General features: G+C 73.1%; 5 protein-coding genes. All 5 read left to right on the forward strand.

Annotated features, from left to right (window positions below; translation table 11 throughout):
* Positions 1-2448, forward strand: a 2448-nt coding sequence (locus ACWF9Z_RS35945; protein ID WP_453609735.1) for an SDR family NAD(P)-dependent oxidoreductase, incomplete at its 5' end; no start/stop codon positions are given.
* Positions 2448-8048 carry an SDR family NAD(P)-dependent oxidoreductase gene (locus ACWF9Z_RS35950; RefSeq protein WP_453609737.1) on the forward strand — a complete coding sequence of 1867 codons (5601 nt, stop codon included), beginning with the start codon at positions 2448-2450 and terminating at the stop codon, positions 8046-8048. The genes ACWF9Z_RS35945 and ACWF9Z_RS35950, both read left to right, overlap by 1 nt.
* 51 nt (positions 8049-8099) lie before the next feature.
* A complete protein-coding gene (locus tag ACWF9Z_RS35955; protein ID WP_453609739.1) occupies positions 8100-12722 on the forward strand; it encodes a type I polyketide synthase in 4623 nt (1540 codons plus the stop codon).
* A 147-nt stretch (positions 12723-12869) separates the two neighbouring features.
* The gene (locus ACWF9Z_RS35960) at positions 12870-13373 is read left to right on the forward strand and encodes a flavin reductase family protein (protein WP_453609740.1); all 504 of its coding nucleotides are present in this window, start codon (positions 12870-12872) and stop codon (positions 13371-13373) included.
* 56 nt (positions 13374-13429) lie between these two features.
* Positions 13430-14200, forward strand: coding sequence for an AfsR/SARP family transcriptional regulator (locus ACWF9Z_RS35965; RefSeq protein ID WP_453609741.1), 771 nt, complete (start codon positions 13430-13432; stop codon positions 14198-14200).
* Positions 14201-14290 lie beyond the last annotated feature (90 nt).

A 14290-nucleotide genomic window follows, 5' to 3' on the forward strand; every position in this document is an offset into this window, starting at 1 on the left:
CTCGACCACCACCCCCTCACCACCGTCACCACTCTGAACACCACCCACCCCCAGACCGCCCACCGCAACCACACCCCCCACACCCCCCACCTCACTCCCACCACCAACCAGGGGATCCTGGCCGTACCGGAGGGGCCGGAGCCCTGGAGCCTCGACATGGAGGTGAAGGGTTCGCTCGACAGCATCTCGCTCAACTCCTTCCCGGAGGCATTGAGTCCGCTGCAGCCGGGTCAGGTGCGGATCTCAGTGCGCGCGGCGGGCCTGAACTTCCGTGACGTCCTGGTTGCGTTGGGGATGGTGCCCGACGACGGCCGGGCGAAGGCCGGCGAGGTCGCGGGCGTGGTCCTGGAGGTGGCGCCGGACGTCACCGGGTTCGCTCCGGGCGACCGGGTCATGGGCCTGCTGAGTACCGTGCTCGGGCCCATCGCGGTGACCGACCACCGCTGGATCACGCGCATGCCCACCGGCTGGTCGTTCGCGCAGGCCGCCGCCGCGCCCGTGGTCTACCTGACCGCGTACTACGGCCTGGTCGACCTGGCCGACGTCCAGCGCGGCGAGTCGCTGCTGCTGCACGCGGCGACCGGCGGTGTGGGCCTGGCAACGCTCGAACTGGCCCGCCACTGGGGGCTGGAGGTGTTCGCGACGGCCAGCCACGGGAAGTGGGGGACGCTCCGCGAAGCGGGGATCCCCGATGACCACATCGCGTCCTCGCGGAGCCTGGACTTCGAGGATGAGTTCCGTTCGGTCCTGGGCGACCGGGGGGTGGACGTCGTCCTCAACTCCCTTGCGCACGAATACGTGGACGCCTCGCTGCGGCTTCAGCGCAGGGGCGGGCGCTTCCTGGAGATGGGCAAGACCGACAAGCGCGACTCCGCGGAGATCGCGGCGCAGTACGACGGTGTGGCGTACCAGGTCTACGACTTGCTCGACGCCGGTCCGGAGCGGGTGCAGCACATGCTGTGCGAACTGGGTGAGTTGTTCGAGAGCGGGGCCATCCGGCCGCTGCCGGTGACCACTTGGGACGTGCGGCAGGCGCCAGACGCCATCCGGTACTTCAGCCAGGCCCGGCACATCGGCAAGCTGGTGCTCGTCCTTCCGCAGCCGGTGCGGCCCGAGGGGACGGTCCTGATCACCGGTGCGACCGGCGTGCTCGGCGGCCTGGTGGCCCGCCACCTGGTGGCCGACAACGGAGTCCGGCGGCTGCTGCTGACCAGCCGGAGCGGCCTCGGGGCGCACGGTGCGGCCGAACTGGTCGCCGAACTGACGGAGTTGGGTGCCGAGGTCTCGGTCGCCGCGTGTGATGTCGCGGATCGCGCGGCGGTGGCGGAACTGCTCGCGGGCGTGCCGACGGAGCATCCGCTGACGGCCGTCGTGCACACCGCGGGCGTCCTCGCGGACGGCGTCCTGGAGGCCTTGACCCCGAAGGACCTGGAGACCGTCCTGCGGCCCAAGGTGGACGCGGCGTGGAACCTCCACGAGCTCACCAAGGACCTGGACCTGTCGGCGTTCGTCCTGTTCTCCTCGGCCGCGGGCACCCTGGGTACGGCCGGCCAGGCCAACTACGCCGCCGCCAACGCCTACCTGGACGCGCTGGCCCAGCACCGTCGGGCCCTCGGGCTGCCGGCGCACTCGCTGGCCTGGGGCCTGTGGGCGCAGACGAGCAGCATGACGGCCCACATGGGAGAGGCCGACCTGGCCCGGATGAAGCGGACGGGTGTGCACGCCATCACCTCCGAGCAGGGCATGGAGCTGTTCGACTCGGCCCGGGAGTCGGTCGGGGCGGTCGTCGTCCCGATCCGGATCGACGTGGCGGCGATGCGTGCCACCATGGCGCCGGAGGACGTCCCGGACGTCCTGCGGAGCCTGGTCCGTGCCCCCGCCCGGCGCAGTGTCAGCACGGCCCGGACTGCCGCCGGAGGTACCGGCGCCTCGTTCAAGGGCACCCTGACCGGGCTGTCGGGCGCCGAACAGCGCAAGGCCGTGCTCGGCCTGGTCAGGACGCAGGCTGCCGCCGTGCTCGGCCACGCCGGCGCCGACCGGCTGGACGAGGAGCGGGCGTTCAAGGAGCTCGGCTTCGACTCGCTCACCGCGGTGGAGCTCCGCAACCGCCTCGGATCGGCCACCGGTCTGAAGCTGCCCGCGACCCTGGTCTTCGACCACCCGACCCCCCGTGCGCTCTCCGACTACCTGCTGGACGCCCTCGCACCCGAGGAGGCGGACCTCTCCCGAAGCGTGATCGCTCAGCTGGACGAGATCGACACCGCCCTCGGCTCCATCACCGGTGACGACGACGCCCAGACGAAGATCGTCACCAGGCTTCAGGCCCTTCTGTGGAAGTGGGCCGACCCGTCCGGCGCCTCCGGCGCGGACGGCATGGACGACGACCTGGACTCGGCCACTGACGACGAGCTCTTCGACGCACTCGACAATGAGATCGGAAACTTCTGATGGCGAATGACGAAAAGCTCCGCGACTACCTCAAGCGCGCCACCGCGGACCTGCGCCAGGCGAACCGGCGCCTTCGCGATCTGGAGGCGAAGGAGCAGGAGCCGATCGCGATTGTCGGGATGAGCTGCCGCTACCCGGGGGACGTCGAGTCGCCGGAGCAGCTGTGGCGGCTGGTGACGGAGGGCGCCGACGCGATATCCGACTTCCCCACGGACCGGGGTTGGGACCTGGAGAAGCTCTTCGACCCGGACCCGGAGACCCCGGGGACGTCGTACACCCGCAGGGGCGGCTTCCTGGAGCGGTCCGGCGAGTTCGACGCCGGCTTCTTCGGGATCAGCCCGCGCGAGGCGGCGACCGCCGACCCGCAGCAGCGCCTGCTGCTGGAGACGACCTGGGAGGCCTTCGAGCGGGCCGGTATCGACCCCGCCGCCGTCCGGGGCAGCGACACCGGCGTCTTTGTCGGCGCCATCGCCCAGGACTACGCGTCCCGGGCAGACGAGGTCCCGGACGAGTACGAGGGCTATCTGCTGACCGGCAGCACGACGAGCATCGCCTCCGGTCGGATCGCCTACACGTTCGGCCTTGAGGGCCCGGCCGTGACGGTGGACACCGCGTGCTCCTCCTCCTTGGTCGCCCTGCACCTCGCCGCGCAGTCGCTGCGCCGGGGCGAGTGCAGCCTGGCCGTGGCCGGCGGCGTCACCGTGATGGCTGCACCGACCCTGTTCACCGAGTTCAGCCGCCAGCGCGGCCTGTCGGTGGACGGCCGCTGCCGCTCGTTCTCGGCCGACGCCGACGGTACGGGCTTCGCCGAGGGTGTCGGCGTGTTGCTCGTCGAGCGGCTCTCGGACGCGCAGCGGCTCGGCCACCCGGTGCTGGCCGTGCTGCGTGGTTCGGCGGTGAACCAGGACGGTGCGTCGAACGGTCTGACCGCGCCGAACGGTCCGTCGCAGGAGCGCGTCATCCGGCAGGCGTTGGCGAGCGCCCGTCTGACGACCGCGGATGTGGACGTGGTCGAGGCGCACGGGACGGGGACGCGTCTGGGTGACCCGATCGAGGCGCAGGCGCTGCTGGCCACCTACGGCCAGGACCGGCCCACCGACCGGCCTTTGTGGCTGGGCTCGATCAAGTCCAACATCGGCCACACGCAGGCCGCTGCCGGTGTCGCGGGTGTCATCAAGATGGTGATGGCGATGCGGCACGGCGTGCTGCCGCGCACCCTGCACGTGGATGAGGCGTCGCCGCACGTGGAGTGGGACGCGGGTGCGGTGGAGCTGCTGACGCGTGAGCGTGAGTGGCAGGACGCGGGTCGCCCGCGCCGGGCGGGCGTGTCGTCGTTCGGCGTCAGCGGGACCAATGCGCACGTGATCATCGAGCAAGCACCTGCTGCGGTGGAGGAGGCCCCCGAGGCGGAGGGGGCTCTGGCGCCTGCGGTCTCCGAGGCGCCGGTGGCGGTGTCGGGTGTGGTGCCGTGGGTGGTGTCGGGTCGTGGTGTGGAGGCGGTGGCGGGTCAGGCGGCGCGGCTGCTGACGGCTGTCGGGGTGGACGAGGGCCTGTCGCCGGTTGATGTGGGTGTGTCGTTGGTGTCCTCGCGTGCGGTGTTCGAGGACCGTGCGGTGGTGCTGGGTGAGGACCGGGACGGTCTGCTGGCCGGGCTCGGGGCCCTCGCTGATGGTGTTGATGCTGCTGGTGTGGTGCGTGGTCGGGCGGGTGCGGGGGGCCGTCTGGCGGTGCTGTTCACCGGACAGGGCTCCCAGCGGGCCCGCATGGGAGCCCGCCTCTACGCGACACAGCCGGTGTTCGCGGCGGCGTTCGACGAGGTGTCCGCCGCTCTGGACGCTCATCTTCCCCGCGCGCTGAAGGACGTGCTGTTCGCTGACGACGGGGAACTGGACCAGACCCTCTACACGCAGGCGGCACTGTTCGCCGTCGAGACGGCCCTGTTCCGTCTGGTGCAGGCGCACGGTGTGACGCCGCAGGTGGTGGGCGGGCATTCGATCGGCGAGGTCACCGCCGCGCACGTGGCCGGTGTCCTGTCGCTGGCGGACGCGGCGCGTCTGGTGACCGCGCGTGGCCGGCTGATGCAGGCGGCGCGCGCGGACGGGGTGATGGTCGCGGTCGAGGCCACCGAGGCCGAGGTCCTGCCGCTACTGGAGGGCTGCGAGGACACACTGTCGATCGCCGCCGTTAACGGCCCCACCTCCGTCGTGATCTCCGGCGACGCCGCCACCGCCGACGTTGTCGCCGCCCACTTCAAGGGCCTGGGCAGGCGCACCCGTCATCTGACGGTCTCCCACGCCTTCCACTCCCCGCACATGGACGGCGTGCTGGAAGAGTTCACCCACGAAATCAGCTCGATGACCTTCCAGGAGCCGTCCATCCCGGTGTTGTCGAACGTCACCGGGACCATCGCCACCACCGAGCAGCTGACCTCACCCGCCTACTGGGCCGGGCACATCCGCGCCACCGTCCGCTTCCACCAGGGCATCCACCACCTCCACGCACAAGAAGGCATCACCGCGTTCCTCGAACTCGGGCCGGACCCGGTCCTGACCGCCCTGACCCGCACCACCCTCACCGACACAGACACCGACGTGCTGGCGGTCGCGGCACTGCGCAAGGACAAGCCCGAGGACGAAACATTCCTGGCCGCCCTCGCACACCTGTGGACCACCGGCACCCCCGTCAACTGGGAACAGACCCACACCCTCACCAACGGCAACATCGTCGACCTGCCCACCTACGCCTTCCAGCGCCGCCGCTACTGGCTGGCGGCACCGGTTGCTACCGGTGACGCGGCGGGCCTGGGTCTGACTGTGGCCGGACACGGTCTGCTGGGTGCAACGGTGGATCTGGCCGACGAGGGCGGTGCGGTGTTCACCGGGCGCCTGTCGCGCACCGCGCAGCCCTGGCTGGCCGATCACGCCGTCTTCGGCAATGTCCTGCTGCCGGGGACCGCGTTCGTCGACCTCGCCATCGCGGCCGGTGACCACCTCGGCGCCGGACACCTCGAAGACCTCACCCTCCACGCGCCCCTCACCATCCCCGAGGCCGAGGGCGTCCACCTGCAGATCACCCTCACCCCGGACGAGAACGACGCCTTCACCCTCGCCGTGCACTCCCGCGCAGGGAACGGCGAGGGCGTGTGGACCAGGCACGCCACCGGCAGCCTGACCACCCAGGCCACCACACCCGCGCCCACCACCGGCGCGTGGCCGCCCGCCGGCGCAGAGCGGATCGACCTCGACGGCCTCTACGACCGGCTCGCCGCGCGCGGCTACGAGTACGGCCCGCTGTTCCAGGGCCTGCACACCGCCTGGCGCACCGGCAACGGCGACCTGCACGCCGAGATCACCCTCCCCGAAGACGACACCGACACCACCGGCTTCGGCGTGCATCCGGCACTTCTCGACGCCGCCCTGCACACCCTCCTGGCGGACCAGACCGAGCACCGCGTCATCCTGCCCTTCGCATGGAGCGGTGTCACACTCCACGCCACCGGCGCGACGAGCCTGCGCGTCCACTGGCAGACCACCGGCGACAACACCTACACCCTCGACGCCACCGACCCGGCCGGCACCCCCGTCATCGGCGTGGAGTCGCTCACCGTCCGGGAGATCACCCCCGACCAGCTCGCCGCGCTGAACCCGGGTGCCCGGCCGCTGTACGCGGTCGACTGGGTGCCCGCCCGCGCCGACCGGGACGCGGTGTCCGGGCTGCGGGCGATCCTGGGGGCGGACCCCTTCGACCTGGGCGGCGTGTGGGGCGCGGGGCCGGTGTTCGCGGGCCTCGCCGAGCTGCGAGAGGCTCTGGCGTCCGGTGCCCCGGCTCCGGACACGGTGTTCGTCACCCGGATGTCGGAGAAGCCGGAGTCCGGCTTCGACGGTGCCCGTGCGGCGACGTACGAGCTGCTGGCCCTGGTGCAGGAGTGGCTGGCCGAGCGGGCACTGGCCGACTCGCGGCTGGTCGTGGTGACGCGCGGGGCGATCGCCGTCGGCACGGCGGAGGACGTGCCGGACCTCGCGCACGCGCCGCTGTGGGGCATGCTGCGGTCGGTGCAGTCCGAGCACCCCGGCCGGGTCGTCCTGCTGGACGTGGACGGCTGCCCGGCGAGCCTGCGGGCCGTCCCGGCGGCCCTGGCGGCCGGGGAGCCGCAGCTCGCGCTCCGGGAGGGCAGGGCCTCCGTGCCGAGGCTGGCGGCCGTGGTGCCGCGGCAGGGCGCGGTGGTGGTCCCCGCCGGTGCCGGGCTGGACCCCGAGGGTACCGTGCTGGTGACCGGCGGGACCGGGACGTTGGGCGCCCTGGTCGCCCGGCACCTGGTGGAGCGGCACGGTGTAGGCCGGCTGCTGTTGGTCAGCCGGAGCGGGCGCGCGGCCGCGGGCGCGGACGGGCTGCTGGCCGACCTGGCCGCGCTGGGCGCGTCGGTGGAACTGGTCTCCGGCGACGTCGCCGATCGTGAGGTGCTGGCCGGGATCCTGGCGTCCGTGCCGGCGGAGCACCCGCTGACCGCCGTGGTGCACGCGGCGGGCGTGCTGGACGACGGGGTGTTCGACTCGCTCACGCCAGAGCGCTTCGACACGGTGTGGGGCCCGAAGGCCGATGCGGCGCACCACCTGCACGAGCTGACGGACGGTCTGGAACTCGCCGCCTTCGTGCTGTTCTCCTCCTTCGCGGGGGTGAGCGGCAGCGCGGGTCAGGCGAACTACGCGGCGGCCAACGCGTTCCTCGACGCGCTCGCCCAGCACCGCCGGGCCCGTGGACTGACCGCGACCTCGGTGGCCTGGGGCCTGTGGGCGCAGGACAGTGGTATGACGGGTCACCTGGACGCCGCGAATCTGGCCCGGGTGGAGCGGGGCGGTCTGCTGCCGCTCTCGGCCGAGCTGGGCCTGGAGCTGTTCGACCGGTCGCTGGACCGGTCGGTGGCGGGGGAGCGGCCGTCGCTGGTGGCGGTGGACCTGAGCCTGCCCGCGCTGCACGCCCGTGCGGCCGCCGGCGTGCTGCCCGCGCTGCTGGCCGGGCTGGTGCGGGTGCGCCGCCGGGGCGCGGTGGAGTCCGGGACGGTGGGGCTGGCCGGGCTGGCGGAGCTGGACGCGGGCGGGCAGACGGCGCTGGTGCTGGACCTGGTGCGCGGTCTGGTGGCCGCCGTGCTGGGGCACTCGGAGGCGGAAGGCGTCGACGCGGACCGGGCGTTCAAGGAGCTCGGCTTCGACTCGCTCACGGCGGTCGAGCTGCGCAACCGGTTGAACGCGGCCACCGGGCTGCGACTGCCGGCGACGCTGGTGTTCGACTACCCGACGCCGGCCGCGCTGGCCGCGTTCGTCCGGGACTCGATCGCGCCGGAGCCGGCGGATCCGGCCGAGGCGGCGGTGACGGCGGCCATGGCGGAGCTGGAACGGCTGGAGGCGAGCCTGGCGGCGGTGCCGTCGGAGCCGGGGCCGCGCGGGGCGATTACAGCGCGGCTTCAGAACGTCCTGCTGAAGTGGAACGAGGCGCAAGGTCGGACCGCGCACGAGGGGACCGAGACCGAGGACCGGCTGCGGGACGCCTCGGCCGCCGAGATCTTCGACTTCATCGACACCCAGCTCGGACGGGCCGGCAGCTGACCGGACCGGACGCAGCAGACCCGTTGGACGTTGCCCGGAGGGCGTTGCAGCATGTCAGACAGCAATGAAGAGAAGCTGGTCGAGTACCTCAAGTGGGTGACGGCCGATCTGCAGAAGACCCGTCAGCGGCTGGTCGAGCTGGAGGCCGGTCAGCAGGAGCCGATCGCGATCATCGGGATGGCCTGCCGGTTCCCGGGCGGGGTCCGCACCCCGGAGGAGCTCTGGCGGCTGGTCGACGGCGGCGTCGACGCGGTGGCGGGTTTCCCGGTCGACCGAGGCTGGGACCTGGAGGCCCTGTACGACGCGGACCCGGAGCGGACCGGCACCTCGTACACCCGTCAGGGCGGGTTCCTGCACGACGCGGGCGAGTTCGATCCGGCGTTCTTCGGGATCAGCCCGCGCGAGGCGACGGCGACCGACCCGCAGCAGCGGCTGCTGCTGGAGACGGCCTGGGAGGCCTTCGAGCGGGCCGGGGTCGATCCGGCGTCCCTGCGCGGCAGCCGGACGGGCGTCTTCGCGGGCGTCATGTACAGCGACTACGCGGGGCGTTTCGAGCAGGCTCCGGAGGAATACGAGGCGTTCCTCGGCAACGGCAGCGCCGGCAGCGTCGCTTCCGGGCGGGTGTCCTACACCTTCGGCCTGGAGGGGCCGGCGGTGAGCGTGGACACCGCCTGTTCGTCCTCGCTGGTGGCGATGCACCTGGCGAGCCGGTCGCTGCGGCAGGGGGAGACGGACCTCGCACTGGCGGGCGGCGTGGCGGTGATGGCCACACCGGGGCTCTTCGTGGAGTTCAGCCGCCAGCGCGGGCTCTCCCCGGACGGCCGGTGCCGGTCCTTCGCGGACGCGGCGGACGGCACCGGCTTCTCGGAAGGGGCTGGGCTGCTCCTGCTGGAGCGGCTGACGGACGCGCGGCGCAACGGCCACCCGGTGCTCGCAGTGATCCGCAGTACCGCGGTGAACCAGGACGGCGCCTCCAACGGGTTGACCGCGCCGAACGGGCCGGCCCAGGCCCGGGTGATCCGCCAGGCGCTCGCCGACGCGGGCCTGGAGACGGGCGACGTGGACGCGGTCGAGGCGCACGGCACCGGGACGACGCTGGGTGACCCGATCGAGGCGCAGGCGCTGCTGGCCACGTACGGGCAGGGCCGGACGGCGGGCCGTCCGCTGTGGCTGGGGTCGATCAAGTCGAACATCGGCCACACCCAGGCGGCGGCCGGCGCGGCGGGCGTCATCAAGATGGTGATGGCGATGCGCAACGGGACGCTGCCGAAGAGCCTGCACATCGACGCGCCGTCCGCCCAGGTGGACTGGGCGGCCGGCGCGGTGGAGCTGCTGACCGAGGCACGGCCGTGGGAGGACGCGGGGCGTCCGCGCCGGGCGGGGGTGTCCTCGTTCGGCATCAGCGGCACCAACGCCCACGTGATCATCGAGGAGGCGCCCGCTCCCGCCGCCCCGGCCGAGGAGCCGGACGGGGTGCCGGCCGGCGAACCGGCCGGGGCGGTCACCGCGTCCGCGTGGCCGCTCTCCGCGCGCACCGAGACGGCCCTGCGCGAGCAGGCCGAGCGGCTGGCGGCGTACGCCGCCGAGCGGGAGGACGTCACCGAGGCCGAGATCGCCCACGTGCTGGCGGGCAGGCCGGAGTTCGACCACCGCGCGGTGGTCGTGGCGGGGGACCGCGCCCAGCGGCTGAGCGCGCTGCGGGTGCTGAGCAGGGACGGTTCGGGTCCGGGGATCGTCAGCGGGCGCGGCCACGGCCGCCCGGACGGCAGGACGGCCTTCCTGTTCACCGGGCAGGGCAGTCAGCGGCTCGGCATGGGGCGCCAACTGTACGCGGAGGACCAGGTGTTCGCCCGGGCGCTGGAGCAGGTCGCGGAGCGGCTGGACCAGCGTCTGGAGCGTCCGCTGTTCGAGGTGCTGTTCGCCGCGCCGCGCTCGCCCGAGGCCGCGCTGCTGGACCGCACCGATTACACCCAGGCCGCGCTGTTCGCGGTCGAGGTGGGCCTGTACCGGATGCTGGAGCACCGGGGCGTCACGCCGGACTACCTGCTCGGCCACTCGGTCGGCGAGGTGGCTGCGGCCCACGTCGCCGGGGTGCTGTCCCTGGACGACGCCGCCACGCTGGTGGAGGCGCGCGGGCGGTTGATGCAGTCGGCCCGCGGCGACGGCTCGATGGTGGCGCTCCAGGCGTCCGAAGAGGAGACGCTGGCCCTGCTGGCCGGCTTCGAGGACCTGATAGCCGTCGCCGCGGTCAACGGTCCGAACGCGACGGTGATCTCCGGTGACGCCGCGGCGGTCGCCGAGGTCGCCGGCAAGTGGCGGGCCTCGGGGCACCGCACCAAGCGGCTGAAGGTCAGTCACGCCTTCCACTCGGCGCACATGGACGGGGTCCTGGCCGAGTTCCGGGAGGTGATCGCCGGGCTGGAGTTCCACGAGCCGGCCATCCCGGTGGTCTCCAACGTCACCGGCGTGGTGGCCACGTCGGAGCAGCTGCGCTCGCCGGAGTACTGGGCGCGGCAGATTCGCGGCACCGTGCGGTTCCTGGACGGCGTCCGCTTCCTGGAGGGCCAGGGCGTGCGGGCCTTCCTGGAACTGGGGCCGGATGCGGTGCTGACCGCGATGGCCAGGGACGGCCTGGCGGCCGAGCCGGCGCTGCTGGCGCCACTGCTGCGCGGTGACCGCCCCGAGGCGGTGGCGGTGCAGAACGCCCTGGCCCAGATCTGGGTGCGGGGCGGTTCGGTGGACTGGCGGGCCGGGACGCGGCCCGCGCGCGACCTGCGAGCGGATCTGCCGACCTACGCGTTCCAGCGCCGGCGCTACTGGCTGGAGGCGCCCCGCCACCGGGCGGAGTCCGGGGCGGCACAGGACGAGGGTTTCTGGAACCTGGTCGACGGTGGGGATGTGCCGGGCCTCGCGGCGGCGCTGGGGCTGGACGTGGCGGGACGGGGGGCGCTGGAGCGGCTGCTGCCGGCGCTGTCCGGCCGACGGCGCAGTGCCGGCTGGCGCTACCGTGCGGGCTGGCAGCCGGTGCCGGAGAGCGGATCGCCGCGTCCGTCGGGCGATTGGCTGCTGGTCCTCCCGGAGTCCGACGCCGACCACCCGTGGGCCGTGGCCGCGCAGCGGGTGCTGGGCGCGGGCGGCGGCCGGGTGGTGCGGGTGGTGCTGGGCCGGGCCGACGACCAGCCCGAGGTGATGCTCGGCCGGCTCGTGTCCGCGGTCGAGCGGGAGCGGGCGCAGGTCGCGGGCGTGCTGTCGCTGCTCGCGCTCGACACCGCTCCGCACCCGTGGGAGGGGACCCTGCCGAGCGGGGTGCTGACCTCCTTGATGCTGGATCATCAGATGACCGAGATGGCCCTCGACGTGCCGCTCTGGTGCGTGACATCGGGCGCGGTGTCCGTGGCGGGCGAGGCGCCGGACGCGGAGCAGGCGTTGGCGCGGGGTGCGCTGGTGTCGGCGTACGCCGAGCCGCACCTGCGTGCGGGCGGCCAGATCGACGTTGCCGGTGTGCCGGACGAGGCCGGGGAACGCAGGCTCGCCCGGATCCTGGCCGGGGGCGGCGACGGCGAGGACCAGCTGGCGGTCCGTCCGGACGGTACCTTCGCCCGGCGCCTGGTCCGGGCGCCGCGGGCGGACGAGGCCGGGCAGCGGGCGTGGCGGCCGGGCGGCACCGTGCTGGTGGTCGGCGAGCAGTCGGCCCCCGTGGTCCGCTGGCTGGCGGGTACCGGCGCGCGCAGCCTGCTGCTGACGGCCGAACCGGGGGCGGGGCTGCTGGCGGAGCTGGCCGAGGCGGACGTCCGGGTGACGGTCGGCTCGGGTGACTTCACCGAGGCGGGCCCGCTGACCGAGCTGCTGGCCGAGGCGCCGCAGGAGTACCCGGTCACGGCGGTGGTGTACGCGGGCGGCGGTCGGCGTGAGGCAGACCCGGGCAACCGGAAGGGCCGGCTGGCCCGGCTCAGCCGGGTGGTGGCCGGCCTGCGCGCCCTGGAGGAGGCGACGGCGGGGCTGGACCTGGAGGTCTTCCTGCTGCTCGCGGGGACGGTCGGCATCCTGGGCGAGCCGGGGACCGCCGGTGAGGCGGCCGGCGCGGCGTACGCGGAGGCTCTGGTGCTGCGGCGCCGGGCTGCCGGGCTGTCTGCGGCCTCGGTGGTCAGGGGCCCGTGGGCGGGCGAGGAGGGGGCGGCCCTCGCGGGGCTGCGGGTGATGGCCCCCGAACCGGCGCTGGGCCGGGTCGACCCCCTGGGTGAGACGGTCTCGCAGGTGGTTCTGGACCTCGACTGGTCCGCGCTGTCGGTGCAGGGGCTCGCCCCGCTGTTGCGGGCGCTGCCGGAGGCCGGTGAGCTGCTGGAGGCGGCGGTCCCGGCCGGCGCGTCGGCGGCCGGGGGCGTTGCCCCGGGGCTGCGGGAGCGGCTGGGCGGGCTGGACGCCGGTGGCCAGGAGGAGGTGCTGGGGGAGCTGGTACGGAGTCTGTCGGCGGAGGTGCTGGGGCACGGCGATCCGGCCGCGCTGGACCTCGAACTGACCTTCGTCGACGCCGGGTTCTCGTCCTTCACGGCCCTCGAGCTGCGTAACCGGCTCTGCGAGGCCACCGGTCTGGTACTGCCCCCGGTGGTGGTGCTGGACCATCCGACGCCCGCCGCTCTGGTCGCGTTCCTGCGGGAGGAGATGGCCGCCGTCTGACGTCCCCGCAGATCAGCGGCGTTGCGCGGATCACATTCGTATGTAAGTAGTTTCGCAGATGTGTGGACACCTGCATCTACGCGAAGCTGATGCGAGAGGCAACGGAGCCCTGTCGGAAACGGCAGGGCCTCGTTGTGTGCGCAGCGAATGCGATACGGGGGAACAGTGACGTTTGCATCTGTCAGTAGTGATGTCTTCCGCCGAGTCTTCCGACACCACGCGAGCGGGGTCGCCGTGGTCACGAGCCACGACGAGAAGCCGACCGGTTTCACGGCGACCTCGGTGGTGTCCCTGTCCGCGGATCCACCACTGCTCTCGTTCGGACTCAGCTGTACCGCCTCGTCCTGGCCCGCGTTCGCGGCGGCCGACCATGTCGCGGTGCACCTGCTCACCGAGGAGCAGCAGGAGCTGGCCGCCACGTTCGCCCGGAGCGGGATCGACCGCTTCGCCGCGCCCACCGCGTGGCGCCCGGGACCGTACGGCGTCCCGGTGCTCGAGGGCGTGCTGGCCCTCCTCGTATGCCGGGTGGTCGACCGGGTGTCGACCGGTGACCACACGCTGGTGATCGCCGAGCCGAGGCACACCGAGTACCGCGAGGACGGCCGTCCGCTGCTTTACCACGACGGGCAGTTCCAGACCCTCTCGGGCTGATGTGCGCGCGGGGGACGAGTTCAGTTTGTTCGACGAACAAAAACGGGGAGTCTGCGATGCGGTACGAAATCATGGGTGGTCTGCGGGTGTGCGACGGCGACGCCGTCTCCGTCGTCAGCGCGCGGAAGATGGAGACGCTGTTGGCGGTCCTGCTGATCCGCGCGGGCCAGGTGGTGACGGTGTCCCAGTTCACCGCGGAACTCTGGGAGGAGAGGCCACCCAGGAGAGCGACCGCCGCGCTGCACGTCTACATCTCACAGCTGCGCAAGTTCCTCGACCGGCCCGGCCGGACGGACAACCCCATCACCACCCGCTCGCCCGGCTATCTGCTGAGCCTGGGGCACGACACGCTGGACGTCCACGAGTTCCAGCAGCTGATGACCCAGGGCCGGGCGGCCATGAAGCGCGACCGGTACGAGGAGGCCTCGGTCGTGCTGGGCGAGGCGCTGGCGCTGTGGCGCGGCCCAGTGCTCAGCGAGCTGCGGCTCGGCCCGATCGTCAACTCCTTCGCCGCGTGGGCGGAGGAGGCGCGGCTGGAGTGCATCGAGATGCGGATGGACGCCGACCTGGTGCTGGGCCGCCACCGCGAGCTCGTCTCCCAGCTCTACAGCCTGACGGCGGAGCACCCGCTGCGCGAGGCGTTCCACCGGCAGCTGATGCTGGCCCTGTACCGCTCGGAGCGCCAGAGCGACGCGCTGCGGGCCTATGTCAACGCCCGGGAGATCCTCAACGCCGAGCTGGGTATCGAGCCCGGCCGGGTGCTGCGCGACCTCCAGCGCTCCATTCTGCTGGACGACGGCCGGCTGGACCTGCTGCGCGCGAGCTGAACCCTCCGCCCGGACCGGCCCCGCCCAGGTGGGGCAGGTGTCCGCCGCGGACGGCGAAACGGCGGTGGGGTGCCCCGACCGGGGCACCCC

It is taken from the genome of Streptomyces sp. NPDC054961 (assembly GCF_053609145.1).